Genomic DNA, 23,557 nt, shown 5'->3' with positions numbered 1-23,557 from the left:
CGGCGGTTCCTGCCGCGCCACCGGCGCGACCGGCTTCGCAGGCGCCCGCCGCGCGGCCGAGAACAGCGGCTTGTCCCTGGTCGCGCTCAACTGTTGCAGCGGCTGGAGCTCCACCGGATTGTCGACGATGACCTCGCCGCCTGCCGGAACTTCCGCAGCGCGAGCAAACAACGCACAAAGACAAAGCGCAGCGACCATCAACGATTGCAATGCGATCGACATCTGCCGGCCGTCCATTTGTCCGGGTGTACTTGCGTGCGTGTACTTGCGTGCGTGTACTTGTCTGCGTGCACCAGCGTCGATGGATCGTCATCAGCGCGTGCGACAATCAACCTGCGCCAGGCGCACGCGTGTTGCAAGCCTTCTCGTTGCAAGCGGCGCAAGATGTCGCGCGTCGCGGCGTGTATGCGTCAAATCTGTGAAGATGAATCACAGCCGGACATTGTCGCCATGCGCATCGCGCGAGAGTTGTTGTAACGACGGCGTCATCCAAGCCGCACACACTCAAGACGTGCAGCAGGCGGCATCCAGCCGACGCTGCGGCTTCCATCGACATCGAGATCGTCGAGACGAAACACCGGTATCAAAGACGTGGCGTCATGCGTTCGAGTCGCATCCGTGCCGGCCTCATGCCGCTGCTGCTCGGCGCCCTGTTCCTGGCGCTGGATTGCATCGTGACGTGCAGCACCGGGGCCGGACAGGCGCTCGCCGCGTGCGAGCTGCGCTCGCGCGGCGGTGTGATCAAGCGCGTCGTGCAGATCGAGTTCGACAACGTTCACCTGCGCCGCGACAATCCGAACGTTCCGTCGGACCTCGAGCAGATGCCACATTTGCGCGATTTCATCACGCGCGGCGGAATCATCGGGAGCAATCACCAGACCTCGCCGCTGGCCCAGACAGCCACAGACGTGCTCACGATCCTGACCGGTTTGCATGGCGACCGCATGGGCGTGCCGATCGGCGACAGCAGCGCTGCGCTCCGCAGCGACGGCAGCGTTGGCTTCGCCAGCGCCTTCGCCTACTGGACCGCGAACAGCAGCGACGGCAAGCCGCTGATGCTGGCCGACACCGGCAAGACCGTGCCCGCGCCATGGGTGCCGTTCACATCAGCCGGCTGCGACGTCGGCGCGTTCGCAACGACAGGTCTGACGCTGCAGGAGATCGGCCCCGAGGTCGCGGCCACGCTCGGTGCCTCCGAAGCGCGCGCTGCTGCCGGCGATCCGCGCAAGGTGCGCGCCGATCTGCTCGGCATCGCCATCCATTGCGCCCGCGGCAGTGCATTGTGCAGCAACGCCAATGCGCGTCCCGATCTGCTGCCCGATGAGCCGGGCGGCTACGCCGGCTTCAGCGCGTTGTTCGGCAACCGCAATGTGCAGCCGGTGATCTCGCCGGACGGCCCGGTCAAGGATCTGGACGGCGATATCATCGACGACGACGCAGGCCACCCGGGCTTTCCCGGCGCGTCGGAGACAACGGCCGCCCAATCGCTCGGCTATGCCGCGGCGATGCTGGAGGCCGGCGTCCCGGTGGTCTATGTCGGAATCGGCAATGCGCACCGGCCGGCCGCCGCGCGCCGGCGCGCCCTCGGCCCCGGCGAAACTGAGCATGTCGCCAGGCTCGCGGCAGACGATGCGGCCTTCAAGGCCTTTGTCGACCGGCTCGCGGCAAGCGGGATCACCACGCGCAACACGCTGTTCGTCGTGGTGCCCACAAGCAACGACCGCTTTGTCGGCGGCCCACCCAGCCCGCCGGCGTGCGATGGCGTCGCGGTGCCGTGCAGCTACGGGCCGACCGGCGCGATTAGCATCGCCATCGATCGGCTGCTCGCGACCGAGCGGCGCAACGTCACCGCGTTCGATGTTCAAGCCGGCAACACGCCGCCGTTCTACATCCGCGGCAATCCGCTATCCACCGATCCGCTGACGCGCACGCTCGCGCAGGACGTCGGCAAGCTTGGCGTCGTCAACCCGGTCACCGGCAAGAGCGATCGCCTGACATCGATGGTCGCGGACCGCGCCCAGATGCAGCTCATGCACATGGTCACGGCAAGCCCCGCGCGCACGCCGCATGTCCTGATGTTCGCCGATCCCGACTACATCATCCGGACGGCCGCCAGCCGCGCCGACTGCGCACAACCGCCGGCCTGCATTGCGGTCGATCCCGACACGGCGTGGGTGCGCGGCGACATCGCGCAAATTCTCGCCGGCAGCTGGTTCGGCATGGCTGGGCCGGGCATCGCTCACCGCGGCGAAACACCGGACATCCTCTCGCACCACGCGGACCTGCGGCCCACCATGCTGGCATTGCTGGGCCTGACCGACCGCTACATCCACGACGGCGTCGTGCTTGTCGATGCGCTCGAAGCGGACGCGCTGCCAGCGGAGCTCGCAAACGATCGCGAGACCTATATGGATCTGGCGCGCGCCGCCAAGAGGATCAACGGTCCGCTCGGCCAACTCGGACGCAACGGCCTTGCCCTTGCGACCCAGGCCATCAAGGGCGGCGACGTCGGCTATCAGCGCTATCTCGACACGATCGGCACGATCACCGCGAGGCGAGCCGCCCTGGCGCGCGAGATCAACTCGCAACTCGATGGCGCAGCTTTCGGGCATCGGCCGATCAATCCGTCTTACGCCCGCGCACTGATCGGTCGTGCCGAGGCGCTGGTCAACGAGGTCGAGGATCTCGCCGGCAGCAGCCTCGCTCCTGCCGATCGTCCCTGGAAGGCAGCAAGCGATGCGCATTGACAACCGATCTGCCGGTGACACCGCGGCATCCCCGCGAGGCGGACAAGAGGGACTGGTCGAGCAACGTCTCCAACCGTTCTGCCTCTCGCGCATGGCGCCGGTTGGCGCAGTGACCGGCACCTGGCTTGCGTTCGCCGGCCTGCTCGGCGGCTGCATGATGGACAAGGGCATCGATTTGCCTGGCCGCGACCAGGTGACCGACCCGATCCGCGATGCCGACTTGCGCGCGCGCTGGAACGGCCCGGTCGGCGGGACCTCCTCCGCCGCAACGGCATCCGCGCGCACGCAGCCGATGGTGTTTCCCGGCGCCGATCAGGATCTCGCGCCGGCACCGACGCAACGCGACGCCGCCACAACGGCGACGACCCGGTTGGCGAACGTCGTCGACAGCGACGTCGTCACCGAGGGCGGCGGCATCGAGCTGAATTTTGACAATGCCGATATTCCGACGGTGGTGAAATCCGTGATTGGTGACAGCCTTGGAATGAACTACGTCGTCGACCCGCGGGTGCAGGGCGTGATCACGCTGGCCTCCGCACAGCGGATTCCGCGCAAGGACGTGTTGCCGATCTTCGAGAGCGTGCTGCGAATGTCGAATGCGGCGCTGCTGCGTGAAGACAATCTGATCCGCATCGTGCCGCTGCCGGAGGCCGCGGGCGCCGGCGTCTCGGTAGTCGGCGCCGGACAGCCCGGCTATGGCGTCTCGATCGTACCATTGCGCTTTGTCTCTGCTGCCGCGATCGGCAAGACCGCGGAAAGCTTCCTGTCGCGCCCCGGCGCCGTGCGCGTCGATCAGGCCCGCAACGTGCTGTTGATCCAGGGCACCGCCTCCGAGCGCCAGGCGGCGCTCGGCGTCATCGGCACGCTCGATGTGGAGTGGCTGCGCAATCAGTCGGTCGGGCTCTATCCGCTGAAGTCGACCGCGCCCGAGACCATGATTCGCGAGCTCGAGAAAGTCTTCGACACCGCCGACGGCGGACAGGGACAGGGCGTGATCAAGTTTCAGCCGGTGTCGCGCATGAACGCGGTGCTGGCGGTGAGCAAGAACAGCAAGGTGCTGGAACGCGCCACCCAATGGGTGCGGCGGCTAGACCGCTCCGATCCCACCGGCACGACGGTGCGGGTCTACAGCCTGCGCTTCGGCAACGCGCGTAGCATTGCCCGCATCCTCAACGAGATGTTCGTCGGCCGCAGCTCGCAATCGGCCGGTGACAGCCAGAGCAGTCCGACCGCGCCCGGTCAGAGCGGAACGACATCGCGTATCGACTCGCTCGGTGCCGGCACGCTCAGCAGCAGCAACAATCCGGCGACGACCACCCAGGGCAGCACCGACAATTCCGGCACCGCCAATCGCAGCGGCGCGGCCCAGGTCGGATTCTCCGATCGCAAGGACGACGACCAGGATATTGCGGGACCCGGCGGCGGCGGGACTGGGCTGGGCTCGCTTCCGCGCGGCATATTTCAGAATGTTCGTGTCACCGCCGACAAATCGACCAACGCGATCATGGTCTATTCCAACCAGGAAGATTACCTCGTGATCGAGCGGGCGATCGAGTCGCTGGATCGGCCGCGGCTGCAAGTCGCCGTCGATGCCATGGTCGCCGAGGTCACGCTCACCGACCAGCTACAGTATGGCGTGCAGGCCTATCTGACCAGCGCCAATGCCGGCGCCGGCCCCGACAAGGGATCGGTGGGCCTGTTCGGCGCCGCGCAATCCGCCGCCCAGACCGCCCTGCTCGCACGCGTGCTGCCCGGATTCAACCTGCTGCTCGGTGCCGAAGCCAATCCCAAGCTGGTGCTCAACGCGCTGTCCACCCTGACCACCGTCAAGGTGCTGTCGGCTCCATCGCTCGTGGTCTCCGACAACGAGCCGGCGATCCTCGAGGTCGGCGACCAGGTGCCGATCTCGACCGGCAGCACCGTCACCGGCCTCAATGTGGTGAGCAGCATCAGCAGGCAGAACACCGGCATCATCCTGAAGGTTCTGCCGCATGTGCATCCGAACGGATCGATCGAGCTCGAGATCGAGCAGGAGGTCTCCAATGTCGTCAATCCGGGCGGCGCGAGCGCCCAGAACCTGACGCCCACGATCTCGCAGCGGCGGATCCATTCGACCGTCGGCACCAGCAGCGGCCAGACCGTGCTGCTCGGCGGTCTCATCAAGGAGGACGACGAGCGCTCGGTCGCCGGACTTCCCGGCCTCAACCAGATCAAATATCTCGGCGACCTGCTCAGTCAGAAGAGCGACACCAAGCTCCGCTCCGAGATCATCGTGTTCGTCACGACGAAGCTGGTGCGCAACGGCCACGACGCCCAGGTGGTGGCCGAGGAATTCCGCGAGCGCCTCGACAGCATGCGGCGCGCACCCTCGACCTTCGATGCGCCGGGCGCGGCACCGCCATCCGTCGCGCGCAAATGAGACCGAGGCCGCCGATGGCGATGGTGTCATCCATGCTGCGGGTCCTGGGAGCAGCCATCTTCAGCACGGCCGCGACCGCCGCCGAGCTGAGCAGCGTGACTCTCAAAGGCGACGTCACCATCATCGCGCTCAGCGGCGATGTCGCCCAAGGCGACACGGAGACGGCGGAAACACTGATCAAGGCAGCCAATGACGGCAACCGCCTGATCTCGGCCGTACGGCTCGATTCACCGGGCGGCAGCCTCGCCGAGGCGGTCAATCTCGCCGGCCTGATCCGCAGGGCGAAGCTGCCGACCATCGTTGCGGCCGGATCGCGCTGCGCATCGGCCTGCTTCATCGTGTTCGCGGCTGGAAACGAAAAATTCGCAAGCTATGAGGCCGCGATCGGCGTCCACGGCGTGTCCGATAAGTTCGGCCACGAGACTGCGCAAACTGAAGAGGCGACCATCGCCATGGCGCGTATCGCAAGCGGGTTCGGCGTGCCGCCGCGCATCATCGGACAGATGCTGGCGACGCACGCCCACGAGATCGCGTGGCTGACGCCCGACGATCTGCGCGCCATGGGCGCCATCATGACCGATCGGCCAGGACGCCGCGCCCCGCCGCCAACGTCGCCTGACGGTCGCTGGCTTGCGGGGCTCGATCATCAGCCGGAAGACGGAACAACGAGATCGCAGGGGGCCGATCAGCGCACGCGTGAGGCGGCGGGCAAACCCGGGGCGCACGCGCTGCCTTGGCAGAAGAGGTAAGGCGGTTTCCGCGGAAGAGTTCGTCGAGCGCGCCGATGTGGCGTGCATCGAGACCGGACTGCGCCCGCTTCTCGGCCTCCCGATCGCGATCATCACAGCTCGCTCGCTCACGAGGCTCACGCGTGATCGCAGGCAACGTCATTGCTCGTTGCTAGCGGCGCTGGTCAGCTTCTCCAACGAGATGTCTCCCGCAGTCCCACTGCCTCCCTCCTGGCCATCGGAGCCATAGGAGAGGATATCGTAGGCATCATGTTCGCCGGGCGCCCGATAGATATAAGGATGGCTCCATGGGTCATTTGGAACCATACCGCCCTTGAGGTAGGGACCGTTCCAGTTGGCAGCGCCTGACGTCCGCTGCACCAGCGCCGTGAGCCCCTCCGCAGTCGACGGGTAACGGCCGGTATCGAGCTGGAACAGGTCGAGCGCGCTCGCGAAGCTCCGCATCTGGATCTTGGCGGCCTTGACCTTCGATTCACTCAGGTAACTCAGCACGCGTGGGCCCACCAATCCCATGATCAAGCCGATGATGGCGATGACGACCAGCATCTCGACAAGCGTGAATCCCCGCTCGCTCTGCCGCGTCGTGTTCCGGCCGATACGCCGCGAAGTCAGGATGGCATTTTGCTTCGGCATCGTTGTTTGTCCGGTGAGCTTCAAGGTCGAGAGCCGTCACGGTTGTTGTCGGCGCCCAGCGAATAATTCCGGGCGCCTCGAAGAGGCGCCCGGTCGCGTCATGTGTTCGGCACTGTCCCGGCGTGGCGCAACCGGGATTGCGCCACCCGCAACCGCGTCGCTTTACTTGGCGCCGCCGCTGGCGCCGTTGGCGACGTTCAGGCAGCCGTTCGCCTGGGTGGCGGCCGCGGCGAAGATGGCGGTCGTCAGGGAGCCCCAGTACTGCTTCTTGATGTTCTGGGCATAATTGACCGGAACCAGGTGGAAGCCTGCGTTCTGGACCACCGCCGAGACATCCGGATCAAAGTTGCCATCGCCGGAATCGGCGCCGGCAATGTACGTCGTCAGGAAGTTGACGAGGTTGGTGACGCGGTTGGAGTCGGCCTGGACGTTGTAGCAGCTATACAGGTCGAGGAAGGTGGTGCCGCTGAGCGGATAGGCGTTCAGCCTGTTCGTGAGCGGCAACACCGGCAGGCCCGTCACGGTCACGCCGGACTGGGTGACGGCGCCGAACACGTTGGCATAGATGTTGTAGTCGTTCCAGGTCCAGGTCGTGGACGGCGTCTTGAGCCTGGTGTCACCCCATGCGGCGTTGGCGCCAGCCGGCGTCGGCGCGATGAACGTCAAGTTCGCCGGACGGGTGGCCGGCGGGGTCACCGAGTTGTTCGGAACGTAGGTTCCCGCGCTGCGGAGCTGCTCGTTCTGCAGCGCTGCCGAGAGCGGCGCGGCGATGGTCCCAACCTGGGTGGTGTAGGGCTGGGTGAAGTCGGCGCTGACATATCCGATGCGGCCTGCATTGCCGCTGCTGGTGCTGATGGCCGATGCCACGCCACCGCTGCCGGTTGCGGGGACCCAGGCGTTTGTCGCCGTCGTGTTGTTCCAGCCACCCGCGCCGCGGACGGCGTTGATACGGGTGATCAGGTTGCTGAAGGACGTGCTCGGCAGGGTCGTGGTGTTGAAGATCGAGGTGTAGCCGAACGCGCCGGTGGAATCGAGCAGCGGGCAGACCGCCTTGAGATAGTTGGTCAGGATGAAGCTCGTGCCGCTGCCATCGCCGCGGTACACGATCTTGATCGGCAGCGACGAACTCGAATAGGCCTGCAGCGTTCCCCCGCTGTTGGCGTTGGCGTAATTGAAAGCCGCGAGCTGCTGCGTACCGGTCTTGTCCAGGTACGGGATCTTGTTGGCGGTGACATCGTTCCAGTCGGTGACCAGACCGGTGAAGATCGCGCACAGTTGCCCCGTGGTGAGCTGGATGGCGGCGCCCTGGTTGGCCTGGGTGCCGGGCGTGGTGCCTGCGCCCGCGACCGACGAGTTCACCGTCATCGTGCTGGTGTTGATGCCGATCGCGACGTTGACTTCGAAAGCCGGGATCTGGATCGGATTGCCGTACACGGTCGTCTGATAGGCGACCGACGCCGTCGAGGTGCTGTTCAGCGTGATCTGGGTCAGCGCGCCGCCGGTGGTGGTCCAGCCCTGCGTCGGGTTGAAGCTGACCGACGATGTCGTGAGCGCCGCCAGGGTGCTGCCGAGAGGCGAGTCCGACAGGCCGATATCGACGCGCGGATAGGGATAGCTGCCGAACTTGGTCGCCGGGCTTCCCGGATTGGCGAGGTCGATCATCGCGGGCTGGTTCGCGGGCAGCGGCGTGGCGATCGAAATGTTGGCCGACGCGTTCGGCGTGACCGTGCCGTTGTACCACTGCTGCGGATTGTTGGTGATGAAGCCGCGGACGCCGTTGCCGCTGCCGACACCGGCATACATGCCTTGCACCGGCACGCTCACCAGCGTGCAGGTGGTCGGCAGTTTGCCCCGCGCCGGGAAGCTGGAGGCGAACGCGAAGCCGTCGGTGTAGCTGGTGCCGGAGCCGACGATGCCGCCCATGTAACAGTCGAAGATCTGCCGGAAGGCTTCCGAGGCGAGCGTGCTGCCGCCAGCGTAGATGCCGGCCGTGGCGGTGGAGGCCTGCGCGTTCGCGGGCGTGATGGTCGAGGACGCGAGCAGGGCGAGCACCGAGGCGGTGCCGAGCATGTATCTGGACGATTGCATTTTCATTGCGCTGTTCCTGTGGGGTTGATCACCACCGGCACATCGTCATCGCGTCGTCATCAGAGCGCAAAGTAATCTTCAAACAAGAAGAAGTTTATTTTGCCACCAATCAAGATTTGTTGGAACAAATCTACGATCGAGAAAGTATCTCTGCCGTCGACGTCATGTCTCCGTCGCCGATGATTGACTTCACGTCTGATAGACAATTCGACGATCGGCTTCGCGCAGGGATTATTTTCGGTCAGCATCCGAAAAACATCTTGGCAATACCACATCGGATGCTCTATGGACTCTCTCGTTCTGATGGCTCGCCGTCTGATCGCATACTCTCTACAGAGCAATCTCCGCGGGCTTTCATTCAAGCGAGGCCTCCCACATGGAAGACAACTCGAGCGGACGTCTTGCGATTCATGTGGGGCATGGCGGCCATGCAATTTTGGCGCGCCCGCTGGCTAATTATCCATCAACCGACCTGAAGCGGGCGCAAGCTCTGCATCAAGAGGGCGTGGCGCACGCGCGACAGGATCGCTGGCGCCAGGCACTGCGCGCATTCAACGAAGCCGCGCGGCTCGCGCCCGACCAGTCCGGCTTCAATTATTGCAAGGGCGTTGCGTTGTGCCGGTTCGATCGTTTCGATGACGCGCGCGAGGCATTCGCCGCGGAACTCAGGGTGACACCGACGCATGCGCCGGCGCTTGCCGAGATCGGCACCTGCCTCGCTCGCACCGGACGCACCCGGGACGGCATTCCCTATCTCCAGGATGGCTTGCGACTGCTGCCGAACATGCCGCTCGCGCAATACAGTCTCGGTCTCGCGCTCCTGACCGAGAACCGGCGCAGCGAGGCGCTCGCGGCGCTCGACAAGGCGATCGAGCTCGATGCCGGGTATGGCGAAGCCTACCGTACCCGCGGCCTCGCCTATGTGATGGACGGACAGTTCGACAAGGCGGTCGACGATCTCCGCGCCGCCTCAACGATCGACAGCGACAATTACAAGGCGATCATCGAGCTCGGCATGAACTTCGGTGTCGCCGCGCGCGACCAGCAGGCGGCGCGGTTGTTCGAGATCGCCGCCGAGAGCGCGCCGACCGTCGCGCTGCCGCAATATCTCTATGGTCACTTCCTGATCAATCATCGCGCGTTCGAGCGCGGGCTCTCTTATGTCGATCGCGCGCTCGCAATCGATCCGCTGCAGGCGGAACATCATGTCGGCCGCGGCTTCGGATTGCTCGGACAGGGCCGCATCGAGGAGGCCGTCGCGGCCTATCGGCGCGCTGGCGAGCTCGATCCCGGTAGCGCCGGCATCGCCGGAACCCTGCTGTTCGCACTTCAGCACAAACCGGGCGTGACCCGCGACGAGCTGCTGCGCGAGCACAGGCGATGGGCGGTGCTCTACCGGCCGAGCGCGCCGTTCAATCGTCTTGCATTCGTCAACGCGCCGGATCCGGCGCGCAAGCCGCGGCTCGGCCTGGTGTCGGCGGACCTGCATCGCCATGCGGTCTCGTTCCTCGTCCTGCGCGCCTTCGAGGCGCTCGCCGCACTCGGCTACGAGATCTTCTGCTACAAGACCGACAGCAAGCGGCAAGACGACGACTTCAGCGAACGCTACAAGGAGATCTCGCTCTCCTGGCGCGACGTATCCGGGATGGACGACCCGGCGCTGGGACGGCAGATTGCCGAGGACCGTGTCGACGTCCTGTTCGATCTCGCCGGCCACACCGCCGGCAACCGCCTCTCGCTGTTCGCAATGCGCGCGGCGCCGATCCAGCTCAGCTGGGCCGGCTATGTCGGCACGGTCGGGCTCGATACCTATGACGGCCTGATCGCCGATCCGGTCGAGATTCCGCCGGAGCATGACGCGAGCTATGTCGAGCGGCCGATCCGCCTGCCCGACTGCTATGTCTGCTATCACCCGCCGGCGAAAGCCCCCGAGGTGCCGCCGCTGCCAAGCTTGAGCGGTGGCCGCTTCACGTTCGGCTGCTTCAATCGTCCGGCCAAGCTCAACAGCGAGCTTGGCAAGGCCTGGGCGCGGATTCTCGCGCAAGTACCGGACTCGCGCATCCTGATGGTTTACGGCGGCCTCGGCGAGACCAGCACGCGCGACGCGGTCTACAACGTGCTCGGCCAGGGCGGCGTTCCGCGCGAGCGGGTCGAGCTGGTCGGCGAAACCGAGCAAGACAAGCTGCTGGTTGCCTATGGCGAGGTCGATATCGCGCTCGATCCGTTTCCCTATTCTGCCGGCGTCACAACGCTCGAGGCGATGTGGATGGGCGTTCCGACCGTGACTTTCGTCGGCGACACCTTCGCCGGCCGTCACTCGGCGGCCCACCTCACTGCAGCGGGGCTGGGCAGCTTCTGCGCGCACAGCATCGACGACTACGTGGCGATGGCAGTTGGCTGGACGCACCGGCGCGATGAACTCGCCGAGTTGCGCCGCACCCTGCGCGACCGCGTAGCCGCCTCGCCGCTCTGCGACGCCCCGCGTTTCGCCGACAATCTCTCCCGCGAACTGATGAAACTCTGGGCGGAGTGGTGCGAGGCCCGCGCGAGCGCGGTGGCCTAGCCGCGATCGCAGGCGAAGCGAACAAGGGTGCGGTCCTCCGCGGTATCGCGAAGGACACGCAGGTCGAGAGTCAAAGGGTGCGTCGATGTCGAAAGCAGGGTTCAGCGAAGCGCAGACGATGCGTGCAGGGCTGGCGATGCTCAATCAGGCCTCGTCCGAGCGGCGCGCGGAATTCATCCAGACTGTCATGGACCGCGCCATCGCGCTGTTTCGTGACGGCCAGCTGGACAGCGCCGATCTGCTGCTCGAGACCATGGAGCAGGAACCCGAGGTGCGGTCACACGTCCTGCATATCCGCGGCGTGATCGCGCTGCAGCGGGACGCGGACGAGCGCGCGCTGCAGCTGATCGAGGAAGCGGTCAGGCTCAATCCCGCCGACGGCGAGGCGCATGGCAATCTCGGCGTCCTGCTGCTGAAGAGCCGCCAGTACCCGCAGGCGCTGGCCGCCTACACCGCCGCGCTGACGCTGCGGCCGGACAATGCAGCGGCGCAGCTCGGCCTCGCCCGCGCACTGGCGATGCTCGAGCTGAGCGATTTCGCCGACGACGTGTTCCGCGACCTGATCGCGGGCGCCCCCGATTACATCGATGCGATCGTCGATTTCGGATGGCTGCTCAGCGACACCAACCGGCACGACGCGGGCATCGCGTTGCTGCACGACGCGCTGGAACGATATCCCACCCGCACAGAGCTGCGCACCGCGCTCGCGGTCTGCCTGTTCGGCGTCGGCAACTGGTCGGCGGCCTGGGCGGAATATGAAGGGCGGCTGTCGGATCCGCGTGTCAACAGGCATCTGATCTCGACCGACCGGCCACGCTGGCAGGGTGAGTATCTTGCCGGCAGGACCATCCTGCTGCAATCCGAGCAAGGCTTTGGCGACACCCTTCAGTTCGTGCGCTACGCGCCGATGGTGAAAGCGCGGGGTGGCCGCGTGATCCTGCGGACGCCGCCAGTGTTGCTGTCGTTGATGCAAACCGTCGCCGGCGTCGATGATGTCGTCAGCGACGCGACCGCGGCGCCGGCATTCGACGTCCACCTGCCGCTGCTGTCCTTGCCGCTAATCTTCGATACCCGGATCGACACGGTTCCGGCGGCAACTCCCTATGTCACCCCCGATCCGGATCTGGTCACGCGATGGCGCGAGCGCCTTCGTGAGCGCCTTGGCGACAATCCCGGCCACGGCATGTCTGTCGGCCTGGTGTGGCAAGGCAATCCCGGTCATCTCAATGATCAGCGCCGCTCGATCCGACTCGATCTGCTACGCCCCCTGCTCGACTGTCCGGGCGCACGATTTGTCAGCCTGCAGATCGGCCGCGGGCGTGAGCAGCTCGCCGACTTCGACGATCGCATCCTCGATACCGGTGCGCAGATCGATGTGGCATCCTTCGCCGACGCGGCCGCGATCATCGGCAATCTCGACCTCGTCATCTCGATCGACAGTGCCATCGCGCATCTGGCCGGCGCGATGGGCAAGCCGGTCTGGATCCTGCTCGCCAACGGCAGCGATTGGCGGTGGCTCCGGGATCGCAACGATACCCCGTGGTATCCACAGGCCCGGCTATTCCGGCAAACAAGACCGGGCGATTGGGCTGAAGTGATCGGACGGCTGAACAGTGAACTCAGGTCCCTCGCCGGGGCCGGGTCCGAGTTGCCGGCGGAACCGATCGCGGACCCGATCACGAGCTCTGCGCTCAAGATGACGGTGCCCCATGACGAGGGCGACGCGCTGGTATGCGATGCCCTGTTCGTCGAGGCGTGCCGCCAGCATCGTGCAGGGAAACTGGATCGCGCGGCAAAACTATTCGAGCATGTCCTTTCCCTCGACCCCGGACACGTCAACACACTGTGCAATCTCGGCGCGATCGAGCTCGGCTTCGGCCATCATGAGCGCGCGTACACGCTGTTGCAGACCGCGGTGGCGGCGGCGCCCAATCTAGCGCCGGCGCGCATCGCGCTCGCCGACGTGCTGATCGCGACGTACAGGACGGAACAAGCGGTTGCTCAATACCGCAAGGCGGTCGAGCTTGCGCCAACGAGCGTCGACGCTCACGCGGCATACGCAAATGCGCTGCGGAAACTTGGCCGTGATGAGCAGGCGAGCGGCATGCATGCCGATATGGTGAAGCGCCAGCTTCATCAGCACTACCGCAAGGCGCTGGAACTCGCCCCCGGCAGTGACACACTGCACGCGCAATATGCACTGGCATTGTGCGAACTTGGCGATCTCGACAACGCCATGCTGCATTTCCTGGCAGCGACGAAGATCAATCAGCAGCAATCTTCGGAATTCTACGAAGCGCTTGGGCGCGCATGCGCCGCACGCGGCAATTCGCAGGGCGCCGAAATCAGCTTGAAACACGCAGTTGCACTCGATCCGCGCCGCGTAACCGCCCATTGCGCACTTGCCGACGTCTATCTCATGCTCGAACGACCCGATGACGCATCGGCAAGTTTCCATGAGGCGCTGGCGATCGATGCCGGAAGTGCGGCGGCCCTGCACGGAATTGAACGGACACTTACGGCGCAGAGAAACACTGTCATCAGCGGACTATCGTGACATGCGTTGCGTTGCCGGTGATCGCGTTGTTGCCCGCTTCGCAGCCGATGTCTGCGATAGACCTGGGGAATGCGCAATCACACTGGACACAAATCAATTCTGCATCATCGACTGTGGCACGGCATGTCGCGACGTGAGCACTCGTTGTGGTTTCATTTCCATGTCACCAACCACAGATAGAAGTGTCGCGACCGACTTGAAATGTGACGATTGCCGCGGTTGGGGATGGGGCCCCTGCAATGAGCGACACCAATCGAACGGCGTTGCTCGCGCTCCTCGTCACAAGCTACGACGATCTCAAACAACGTTTGACGCGCCGGACCGGGTCGGCCGATCTCGCCGACGAGGCCTTGCAGGATACGTTTCTGCGCTTGAGCAAGGCAGACGGCATCGGACCCGTTCGCGATTTGCCTGCATATCTGTTCCGCGTGGCGATGAGCGCCATCAGCAATCGGCGCGTTGCCGAACGGCGCCGTCGCACGGTGCCGCAAGCGGATGCGCTGTTCGATCTACCGGACGATACTCCCGGCCCGGACCGCATCATCGAGGCGCGATCCGAGATCGGTGCGCTGCGGCGCGCCATCCAGGAGCTACCGACCCGTCGCCGGGAGATCTTCATGGCGATATGTGTTGAAGAAGTACCGTTGCAACAAGTGGCAAAACGGTTCGGCATCAGCGTGCGCACGGTGCAGGTCGAGATCAAGCATGCGCTGGTGCATTGCGCAGTGTGCATCGATCGGAACGCGCACATGCCACGGGCTGCGTTTCGGCGCCGAATTTCATTCACCGAGCGGGAGCGCGCGGCGCTGCATTCAGCCGGCGACGGCGATACGGTGCTCGACCGGCGATTGCCCCTGGGCGGCAGCAGGTGACGCGCGATGGCAAGACAAATCCATATCGTCCGTCGTGCCGAGGTGGCCACATCGCGTCCGGCGCTTGAGGTGCAATGTCTTCACCACGTTCGGCAACGCTCAGCGCGACGATCACGTGGCCAGCAGCCGCGCGGCATAGTCGACCAGCTGTGCAGGCCGGTTCAATCGGAGTTGCGCGATGCTAGCGCATGAGAGCGATGCGCCTGCGACACCGGCCGCACCGCCGATCGACTTCATGACGTATCTCGCCGGCAAGGGCGCATTGCGCGACGGCCAGAAGGACGAAGCAGCTGGTCGCCCGCGTCATGCTGACGGGTCGGCTGGCCATGTCGACTGGAGCGCCGTCAGCAAGCTGACGCCATCCGCGCTGGCCGACGAGCTGGCCAGCTTTTACCGATGCGACCGGGTTCGTCGCGACGATCTGGTCGACGGGCGCTTTGCCGGCGGCGAGATGTCGACCCGGTTCCTCAAGGAAGAGCGCCTGTTTCCCTACGAGGGCGCGGCCGGCACGTTACGTCTCGCACTGGCCTCCCCGATTGACGATGAAACGTTGCGCGCGGTCGAACTGATGCTGCGCCGGCCAGTCGCGCTTGCGGCAGCGACCGCCGACGATCTGGAAGCCGCATTGTCGCTACGGCTCGAGCCCGATCAAACAAGCGACGCCCCGCAGCCCGGGACGGCCGGCGGCGAGGACGATCTCGACAATTTGCGCGACCTCGCGCGCGGTGCGCCGGTCGTGCGAGCGCTTGACGACCTGCTCCGCCTGGCGGTCGAGCAGCGAGCGACCGATCTGCACATCGAGCCGACCGGCAATACACTGCAGGTTCGCCTGCGCATCGACGGCATGCTGAAGAACGTGCCGGCACCGCCGATGGCGATGGCCAAGGGCATCCTGTCACGCCTCAAGATCATGGCCGGCCTCAATATCACCGAGCGCCGGTTGGCGCAGGATGGGCGCGCCCACATCCTGGTCGGCGGCAACGAGATCGACCTGCGGGTTGCCACCATGCCGACGATGCACGGCGAATGCGCCGTCATTCGACTGTTGCGCAAGGGAGCCGGCCTGGTCTCGCTCGACCAGATCGGGCTCAGCGCGCAGCACGAGGCGGTTCTCCGCAAGGCGTTGCTTGCACCATACGGAATGGTCATCGTCACCGGCCCGACCGGGTCCGGCAAGACGACGACGCTCGCGGCATCGCTTGCCGTGATCAATGAACCCACCCGCAAGATCCTGACCATCGAGGACCCCGTCGAGTATCAGATCCCGGGTATCACCCAGACCCAGGTGCATCCAGGCATCGGGCTCACGTTCGCATCCGCGCTGCGCTCCTTCATGCGGCTCGACCCCGACGTCATCATGGTTGGCGAGATGCGCGATGCCGAGACCGCCCATATCGGCGTCCACGCCGCGCTGACCGGCCATCTGGTGCTGACCACGCTGCACACCAACACCGCCGCGGGCGCCGTGACGCGCCTGATCGACATGGGAATCGAGAGCTTCCTGCTGGCATCGTGCGCGCGGGTGATCGTCGCGCAGCGGCTGGTCCGGATCCTGTGCGATCACTGCAAGCAACATCACACCTTGTCGGCGGCGGATATCGCGGCGGACGAACGCTATGCGGCGCTTGGCATCGAGGCTGGCGAGGTGGTCTGCCGGCCCAAGGGCTGCGATTGGTGCAGCAACACAGGCTTCCGCGGACGCAAGGGCGTGTTCGAGATCATGGAGATCGGCGCGATGCTGCGACGGTCGATCGGCCCGAAAACCGATGCCTCCGAGCTGGAAGCCGTGGCCCGGCGCGCCGGCATGACGTCGATGACGGAGGACGGTGTCGCAAAACTGCGCGCCGGGCAGACCACGCTCGATGAGATCTTCCGTCTGACCATGAGCCTGTAGGACGGTCATGCCGCACTACCGCTACCGCGCATTGACCAAGGCCGGCGAGATTATTCTCGGCGACGTTGACGCGCCTTCGCGCGAGGAGGTGCTGCGGCGGATCGAGTATCTCGGCCACCTGCCGGTCGAGGCCGAGATCGCAGGCCGCAGCGCGCTGCGCGCCAGCGTTTCGAGCGGGAGCCTGCCGCGGCAACGCGAGCTGACCACGTTCCTTCGTCTGCTGGCGCTGCTGCTTCGCTCCGGACTGACGCTGGAAGCTGCGCTCCAGACGCTTGAGGAAGACACCAACAAGGCGGTGGCCCGCTTTGCCGCCGGGCTGCGCTCCGCAGTCTCCGGCGGCGACGGCTTCGCCGAGGCACTCGAGCGCCACAACCAGATCATCGAGCACATCTACATCGCGATGGTGCGCGCCGGCGAAGCCTCCGGCAAGCTGGAAGTGGTGCTGCGGGCGATCGTCGAGGACCGGACGCGGCGCGAGCATTTGTCGCAACGGATCTCGTCGGCGATTCGCTATCCCATGTTCCTGGTCGGATCGGCACTCGTCATCCTGTTTTTCTTCCTGCTCTATGTCGTGCCGCAGTTCGAGTCGGTATTCAGCGAGCTGCGCGGACGTCTCAATTCCGGCGCGGCCTTTGCGCTCACGATGTCCACCTGGCTGCGCGCCCATCTCGACATGTTCCTTGGCGGCTGCGGCGCAGTGCTGGTGCTGGGTTGGCTGATCCTGCGCCAGCCGGCCGCGCGCGCATCGCTGATGTCGGTGCTCGCGACCATTCCCGGCATCTCCGGCCCGATGCACGATCGTCGAACCGCCCGCTTCATCGGTACGCTCGGGCTGCTGGTTGAGAACGGGGTCGCATTGCCGACCGCGCTGAAGATCCTGCGCGATATCATGACCGAGCCCCGCTACGCGGCGGCCGTCGATAAGGTGCACGAGCAGGTGCGCAACGGCCGCCGTTTCATCGAGGCGCTGGCCGAGAGCGACCTGGTGCCGCCGCTTGCAGTCCGCATGCTCCGGGTCGGTGACGAGACCGGAGACCTCTCGGCCATCGCGCAGCACGCCGCCGATCTCTATGAGCAGCGGCTCGCCATCGGCCTCGATCGGCTGATGGGTGCGATCGGACCGATCACCATCATCGCAGTCAGCATCGGTATCGGAACGCTGGTGGTATCGATCATGAGTGCACTGCTCAGCATCACCGAGCTTGCGATGTAGGGATGGCTGATGACGCACGCGACGATCACCGGCCCGACGGCGGGCTCCACCCTGATCGAGATGATGGCGGTGATGCTGATCATCGCGATGTTGGCATCGCTGGTGGTGACGATGGTTCCGGGCACCGGGCGCGCCAGCCTGAAGGCGTTGACGCTGCAGACCGCAGCCCTGCTGCGACGCGAGCGGCTTGCGGCAATTCTCACCGGGCAAAGCCGCCGCGTGTCGCTCGACGGAAATGCGCGGACGATCGTCGGGCAGGCCGGCACGATTGCGATCCCTCGCGACGTCCGGGTCGATGTGATCGGCGTGAACGAGCTCTGGTCGGGACGACAGGCGGTCGTGCGGTTCGAGCCGGACGGCGCTTCGACCGGATCGGTGCTGAAATTCTCGTGGGAGAATGTGCGCTATGAGGTGGACGTCAACTGGTATAATGGCCGCGTTGCGGTCGATCTGCCCTGAACCTCGTTCGGCATGTGCGGGGTTCACCTTGATCGAGGCGCTGGTGGCATTGGCGCTGCTGCTGGCGTTCGTGTCGGTGCTCGGCCCGCATCTGTTTTATGCGCGCCGGATTGCGGACAAGATCGACGGCCGCATTGCGGCACAGGTCATGTTGCGCACGATCCTGGATTCGGCGGTCGACCGTTCGATTCTCGCCAATGGAACGCGTGACGGCGAGACCGCCGGTCTGCGCTGGTCGGTCACATCGGAGCCCATGTTCGTCGATGCCATGGCCGTGCGGCGGGATGCGCCGGCCGCAGCCGCACCGGACAAGAAGGAGGAGCCCGGCACCAAACGCCCGAACTGGATCGCATATCATCTCGTTGCGACAGTGTCGTGGGCGCCCGGACAGATGGTCAGCGCGGATACGCTGCGGCTCGGATTGGGAGCCGACGAATGAGCGTAGCGCTTCGAAGGGGGCTCCGTGCGGCGTCCGGCTTCACGCTGATCGAGGTGCTGGCCGCGCTTGCGATCGGGTCCGCGGTGATTGCCGCAACCGCTGTTCTGATCAACAACGTTGCGCTGAATTTCGACCGCAGGACGGGTCTAGCGGGAAAGACGGATCAGTTGCTGCTCGCGGTCGACCGCCTCGCGGCGGACATCGGGGCCGCCCGGCAAGTGAAACAGGGTGACGGCGCGGACGCGACGGCCGCCTTCAACGGCGATGCGAACCAGATGACGTTCGTCACCGGAAGCAGTGCGGGCGGCGGTCGGGGTGAGGAAGTGGTCAGCCTGCAGGTCGAGGAGACTGATGGCGTCAACCATCTGGTCCGGCGCCGTGCTCGATGGCAAGGACAACGCACGCCGTTTGCGAGCGTCGCGCTGCAGGACCCCGTCGGTGTGATCGAAGGTCAGGTCGACATCGCGTTTGCATTCGGAAGTTCTGGCCCGGATGGCACCTTGTCCTGGAGCACGACATGGATCGGGCAGCCGCTGTTGCCGCGCCTCGTGCGGCTGACCGTTCGAGACCGCGCCAGCGGGGCCGATCTGTTGCCTGGCGTTCAGTTCACGCTGCGCGCCGACGCGCCGATCGGCTGCGCCCAGCCCGGAGCCAACGCCGACTGCGTCACCGGCAAGTCCGCGTCGCCGAAGGAGATGCCGGCCAAGGACCCGCCGCCAGGAGCGCGCCGATGAGCGGGCGTCTCACCCAACGCGGCATGGTCCTGCTCGCCGTGCTCTGGGCGATCGCGCTGTGCGCCGCCCTCGCCATGGCGACGTCGACGACGTTTCGCAGCCTCGCCGGCATCGTTCGGATCGACCGGGAGCGTGTGCAAGCCGACGGACTCCTGACCGCGGGGCTCGAGGCCGCCGCCGGTATTGTTGCGGCGCTGCGAGACGCCCCGCCCGCCGAGCGCACCACCACGCTGACGTTCGCGACCGGATCCGTTCAGCTCACCATCAGCGATGAGGGCGGCCGCATCGACATCGGAAAGGCACCGGTCGAACTGCTCGCCTCACTGCTCCGCTATGTCGGTGCCGAGGATGACGATGCCGGCATCGTCGCGCAACGGATCGTCGCGCTGCGCGACATCGCAGGGCAAGCGCGACCGAACGATGCGCAGCCGCGGCCGAGCGATGCGGCGAAGCCACCGGCACCCGGTACACCTGACCAGCCGGCGGCAGCGCCCGCGCCGTTCACCGACATCGGGCAGATCGCTGATATCCCCGGCATGCAGCCGCAATGGATGGCAGCGATGGCGCCCCTGATCACCGTCTTCGGCAGCGACGGCGTCAATCCGCTCACCGCGCCGGTCGCGGTGCTGCGGGCCTTGCCGTCGTTCGATGCGGAGCATCTTGATGCCTTCCTCGACATGCGGAGCTCGCCGTTCGTTGATCCCGAGCGGCTCTCCTTCCTGCTCGGACCGGCGCAGAAATACCTGAAGGTTCCGCAGACGCATGTGGTCGCGGTGGACCTCGTCGCCGGCACGACCGGCGGATACACCGCCGCAGCCAGGGTGCTCATCGTGCTGCTCCCGGACGACAAGCAACCGTATCGGGTTCTGGCCTGGACACCGATATCGCGGTTCGCAAGGACAGGCGTCGTCGCATCGCTGGAGGCGCACTGATGAACATCGAATTGATCATGCGGCGCTGGATCGACATCCTCGCCCGCCTGTGGCTCGGCTGGCAGGAGCGGCGCCGCGCCAGGCACTGGTTGAAGGTGACCAGGGTCGGCAGCGACTGGGTCGTTGAAGACGCAACGAAATCGGCGAGATCGACGTTCGCGGCGGGGGTTGTGGGCAATGCGCTAACGGATGAGATCATCCGCGCCGCACAGAAATCCTTCGTCATTCTCGAGCTTCCTTCCTCCGACATCGTTTCGCGCGCGATGAATGTTCCGGCGCAGGCGCGAGACTTACTGGCCGGCATCGTGCGCAATCAGATCGAGCGGCTATTTCCGTGGCGGGCGAACCAGGCCGCCTTCGGCTTCAATGTAGCAACCAGCGCGGATGCAAATATCCTCAATGTGCAGATCCTCGCCACCTCGCGCGCGACACTCGATGACGCGTGCGGCCAGTTCGGCGCGCTGGGCCTGCGGGTCGACCGGGTCGTCGCGGGCAAGGGCAGCGGCGACGGAACGGTCACGCTGTGGTCCCGCCTCGCTGAGGCGTCCGACAGAAATCTTTCGCGGACGCGCCGAATGGTCGTCGGCCTGATGGTCGGAGCGGTCTGCCTGACGCTGGTGGTCAACGTCTGGGCCTTCAAGAGCGCGGCATCCGCGGACAGCGAGAGCGACGAGATCGGATCGCGCCTTGCGACGCTGCAGCGCCAGATCAAGGGCAGTTCGTCGAAAGAGGCGATCGCCTCGCTGGCGCCGGCTGAACGGGCTCGCGCCCTGAAGGAGACATCGCCGGTCGCGGTAGTCGTCGTCGAAGCACTGTCGCGCGCCCTCCCCGACACGTCCTATCTGACGGAACTGAATATGGACGGCTCGACGCTGCGCATCGTGGGCCTCGCCGGCGACGCACCGTCGCTGATCGCGCCGCTCGAGCGCTCCGGACATTTCAAGGACGTGCATTTCTTTGCCCCGACGACGCGCAATGCCGACGGCGCTCGCTTCGTGTTTCACATCGAGGCACGCGTCGAGCCGCATGTCAGGATCGATGGAGAGTGATTCGTGCTGAAGGCGACGCTGAACCTCAACTTCGACATCAACCGCGAGCAAGTTCTCGCGGCCGGCGGATTCTGCGCGCTGCTGCTGATCTGCGCGATCGCGACTGCGGGCGCACTGCAGGCACGCTCCAGTGCCCTGCAGCACCTCGCCGAACAGCGCGACGAATTGGCGGCGCTTGAGCTGCGTTCGCGGCCGGTCGCCAACAAGCGTACACAGACCCAACGCCTCGCTGCGCCGGCGGCGGCTTTCCTCGATGCGCCGACCAGCGGCCTCGCCACCGCGCAGCTCCAGGCTTATCTGTCCGAACTGGTGCTGAACCAGCACGCGGTGCTGGTCTCGTCCGGGATTCCCGCTGATCGCGACGACAAGAACGACGCCATCAGGCTCCAGATCTCCCTCAATGCCACGCTGGCGGCATTGCAGACGTTGCTCTACCGGCTTGAAAGCGGCGCGCCCTATGTGTTCGTCGACGCATTGCTGGTGCAGCCGGGGGGATCAACCGAGCGAACTGCCGGCGATCCGGTCTTGAAGGTCGCTCTGACGGTGCACGCTTTCTGGCGCCGCCGGACAGCCTGATCGATCGCAACCGTTCAAGGGGGGCCAACTCAAAGGATGCTATTCGGCCGCTGCTCTCAACTGGCTCCGGAAGTAATCGATCGTACGCTCGAGGCCACGGCCGAGATCAATGGTCGGCTCCCAGCCCAGCACAGCGCGCGCCAGCGAAATGTCCGGCTGCCTCTGACGAGGATCATCGGACGGCAGCGGCGCGAACACCAGCCTGCTTCTTGATCCGGTCATTGCAATGACCTGCTCGGCCAGCTCGCGGATGGTGAACTCCCTGGGATTGCCGATGTTGATCGGCCCGGTGAAATCGTTGGGCGTGTTCATGGTCCGGATCATCGCCTCGATCAGATCGTCGACGTAGCAGAAGCTGCGGGTCTGCCGGCCATCTCCGTAGATGGTGATGTCGTTGCCGCCGAGCGCCTGGACGATGAAGTTCGACACCACGCGCCCGTCGTTCGGATGCATGCGGGGGCCATAAGTGTTGAATATCCGCACGACCTTGATCCGCAGACCGTGCTGGCGCCAATAGTCCAAGAACAGCGTCTCGGCACAGCGCTTGCCTTCGTCATAGCAGGAGCGCAGCCCGATCGGATTAACGTGTCCCCAGTAGGATTCGACCTGCGGATGGATTTCCGGATCGCCATAGACCTCCGAGGTCGAGGCCTGGAGGATCTTGGCCTTCACGCGCTTGGCAAGTCCGAGCATGTTGATGGCGCCGTGGACGCTGGTCTTGGTCGTCTGCACCGGATCGAACTGGTAATGGATCGGCGAAGCGGGGCACGCCAGATTGTAGATCTGGTCGACTTCGACATAGAGCGGGAACGTCACATCGTGGCGCATGACCTCGAAGCGGGGACTGCCGACCAGATGCGCGATGTTGGCCCTGCTGCCGGTAAAGTAGTTGTCGACGCAGAGCACATCGTGGCCCTGCCCGATCAGCCGCTCGCACAGATGCGAACCTAGAAATCCGGCTCCGCCGGTCACCAGCACCTTTGCCACGTCACTCTCTCTTCATGTCGGAGCTTGAAGCCGGTTGCCAGACCCACGCACGCCGAGCCGCGGGAACATAGCCCGCGACATGCGAGCAATCGCCGCTCTGCGAGCCGAACACCGTCCACTGCGTGATCTTCCAGACTTCGTTGCGGCGAAGCGACGCGCCGGCAAGGACACAGCTATTCCAGGGAGCAACCACGAATTGGATATCGTAACAGCCCGGCTCGATGCGCGAGACCGTGTGAAATCGCGAAGGCGGCAACGCCCCGGTAAACTGATCCGGCCCCCATTGCCCTGCCCCGCACGGCGAAATGTAGAGGTGCTGCAGCGGCGTGTTCGAGGCGTTGACGATGGTGAATTCAGCCGCGTCCGCAGCAGACGAGAGCATCGCCGCCATCGCCGTCACAACGAGCCGTTGATAAGATGAGCGATGCATGTGAGGCGAACGCACTGCGGACATTTGATTGCAGCTGCCGCGTGGCAGGCAATGAAGGATAGCATCGCGCCATTGCAGTTTTATGGCGTTTCCCGTTGTAATTGTCTCGTCCGCAATGCGATGCGTGAATGCCTGCGCAGTGCCGAGCGTTCGCGGCGGGCCATCCTGCAGAGCTTGCGTTTGCTACGGTGCACGAGGTGAGCTGACACCACGTCG

Annotated in this window: 18 protein-coding genes and 1 pseudogene; 14 read left to right on the top strand and 5 right to left on the bottom strand. The window is 65.3% G+C overall.

The features are described 5' to 3' along the window. Positions 1-222 (bottom strand): annotated as a pseudogene (locus tag H8B02_RS12960) (hypothetical protein); the annotation flags it as partial. A 377-nt stretch (positions 223-599) separates the two neighbouring features. Between H8B02_RS12960 and H8B02_RS12955 the strand changes: the two are divergent. From H8B02_RS12955 to H8B02_RS12945, 3 genes are read left to right on the top strand one after another with little or no spacing between them, the layout of a single operon-like run. Next, entirely contained in the window at positions 600-2,747 is a 2,148-nt protein-coding gene (locus H8B02_RS12955) for a hypothetical protein (protein WP_229166595.1), read from the top strand. Continuing rightward, positions 2,737-5,166, top strand: coding sequence for a type II secretion system secretin GspD (gene gspD, locus H8B02_RS12950; RefSeq protein ID WP_229166594.1), 2,430 nt, complete (start codon positions 2,737-2,739; stop codon positions 5,164-5,166). The genes H8B02_RS12955 and gspD overlap by 11 nt, the downstream gene beginning before the upstream one ends. A 32-nt stretch (positions 5,167-5,198) precedes the next feature. After that, positions 5,199-5,915, top strand: coding sequence for a COG3904 family protein (locus H8B02_RS12945; RefSeq protein ID WP_229166593.1), 717 nt, complete (start codon positions 5,199-5,201; stop codon positions 5,913-5,915). 138 nt (positions 5,916-6,053) lie between these two features. Here H8B02_RS12945 and gspG read toward each other — a convergent pair whose 3' ends face one another. Both gspG and H8B02_RS12935 read right to left on the bottom strand, forming a co-directional pair. After that, positions 6,054-6,548, bottom strand: a complete 495-nt coding sequence (gene gspG, locus H8B02_RS12940; protein ID WP_229166596.1) for a type II secretion system major pseudopilin GspG — start codon at positions 6,546-6,548, stop codon at positions 6,054-6,056. Between the two features lie 162 nt (positions 6,549-6,710). After that, a complete protein-coding gene (locus H8B02_RS12935; RefSeq protein WP_229166592.1) occupies positions 6,711-8,642 on the bottom strand; it encodes a substrate-binding domain-containing protein in 1,932 nt (643 codons plus the stop codon). Positions 8,643-9,141: 499 nt separating this feature from the next. On the opposite strand from H8B02_RS12935, the gene H8B02_RS12930 reads away from it, so the two are divergent. From H8B02_RS12930 to gspM, 11 genes are all read left to right on the top strand, one after another. After that, positions 9,142-11,199, top strand: coding sequence for a tetratricopeptide repeat protein (locus H8B02_RS12930; RefSeq protein WP_229166591.1), 2,058 nt, complete (start codon positions 9,142-9,144; stop codon positions 11,197-11,199). A gap of 85 nt (positions 11,200-11,284) precedes the next feature. Beyond that, positions 11,285-13,756: a tetratricopeptide repeat protein gene (locus H8B02_RS12925; RefSeq protein ID WP_229166590.1), complete on the top strand. Its 2,472-nt coding sequence runs from the start codon at positions 11,285-11,287 to the stop codon at positions 13,754-13,756. Positions 13,757-13,995: 239 nt separating this feature from the next. Beyond that, entirely contained in the window at positions 13,996-14,628 is a 633-nt protein-coding gene (locus tag H8B02_RS12920) for an RNA polymerase sigma factor (protein WP_229166589.1), read from the top strand. A 178-nt stretch (positions 14,629-14,806) separates the two neighbouring features. Further along, positions 14,807-16,522 carry a GspE/PulE family protein gene (locus tag H8B02_RS12915; protein ID WP_229166588.1) on the top strand — a complete coding sequence of 572 codons (1,716 nt, stop codon included), beginning with the start codon at positions 14,807-14,809 and terminating at the stop codon, positions 16,520-16,522. 7 nt (positions 16,523-16,529) lie between these two features. Continuing rightward, entirely contained in the window at positions 16,530-17,735 is a 1,206-nt protein-coding gene (locus tag H8B02_RS12910) for a type II secretion system F family protein (RefSeq protein WP_229166587.1), read from the top strand. A gap of 9 nt (positions 17,736-17,744) precedes the next feature. Next, entirely contained in the window at positions 17,745-18,194 is a 450-nt protein-coding gene (locus H8B02_RS12905; RefSeq protein WP_229166586.1) for a prepilin-type N-terminal cleavage/methylation domain-containing protein, read from the top strand. Next, positions 18,133-18,633: a prepilin-type N-terminal cleavage/methylation domain-containing protein gene (locus tag H8B02_RS12900; protein WP_312000861.1), complete on the top strand. Its 501-nt coding sequence runs from the start codon at positions 18,133-18,135 to the stop codon at positions 18,631-18,633. The genes H8B02_RS12905 and H8B02_RS12900 overlap by 62 nt, the downstream gene beginning before the upstream one ends. Beyond that, positions 18,630-19,367 (top strand): PulJ/GspJ family protein, encoded by a 738-nt coding sequence (locus H8B02_RS12895; protein WP_229166584.1) that lies wholly within the window; start codon positions 18,630-18,632, stop codon positions 19,365-19,367. The genes H8B02_RS12900 and H8B02_RS12895 overlap by 4 nt, the downstream gene beginning before the upstream one ends. Further along, positions 19,364-20,299 (top strand): type II secretion system minor pseudopilin, encoded by a 936-nt coding sequence (locus tag H8B02_RS12890; protein ID WP_229166583.1) that lies wholly within the window; start codon positions 19,364-19,366, stop codon positions 20,297-20,299. Before H8B02_RS12895 ends, H8B02_RS12890 begins: the two co-directional genes overlap by 4 nt. Continuing rightward, on the top strand, positions 20,299-21,348 hold the full coding sequence (locus tag H8B02_RS12885; protein WP_229166582.1) for a PilN domain-containing protein: 1,050 nt from the start codon (positions 20,299-20,301) through the stop codon (positions 21,346-21,348). Before H8B02_RS12890 ends, H8B02_RS12885 begins: the two co-directional genes overlap by 1 nt. 3 nt (positions 21,349-21,351) lie before the next feature. Continuing rightward, the gene (gspM, locus tag H8B02_RS12880) at positions 21,352-21,924 is read left to right on the top strand and encodes a type II secretion system protein GspM (RefSeq protein ID WP_229166581.1); all 573 of its coding nucleotides are present in this window, start codon (positions 21,352-21,354) and stop codon (positions 21,922-21,924) included. A gap of 39 nt (positions 21,925-21,963) precedes the next feature. On the opposite strand, the gene H8B02_RS12875 is transcribed toward gspM, so the two are convergent. Both H8B02_RS12875 and H8B02_RS12870 read right to left on the bottom strand, forming a co-directional pair. Next, positions 21,964-22,911: a UDP-glucuronic acid decarboxylase family protein gene (locus tag H8B02_RS12875; RefSeq protein ID WP_229166580.1), complete on the bottom strand. Its 948-nt coding sequence runs from the start codon at positions 22,909-22,911 to the stop codon at positions 21,964-21,966. 1 nt (position 22,912) lies between these two features. After that, positions 22,913-23,293, bottom strand: coding sequence for a hypothetical protein (locus H8B02_RS12870; RefSeq protein WP_229166579.1), 381 nt, complete (start codon positions 23,291-23,293; stop codon positions 22,913-22,915). Positions 23,294-23,557: the final 264 nt, after the last annotated feature.

The sequence above is a fragment of the Bradyrhizobium altum genome (assembly GCF_020889705.1).
In the GTDB taxonomy this organism is placed as follows: Bacteria; Pseudomonadota; Alphaproteobacteria; order Rhizobiales; family Xanthobacteraceae; genus Bradyrhizobium; species Bradyrhizobium altum.
This window is presented reverse-complemented; position numbering and strand designations above follow the sequence as displayed.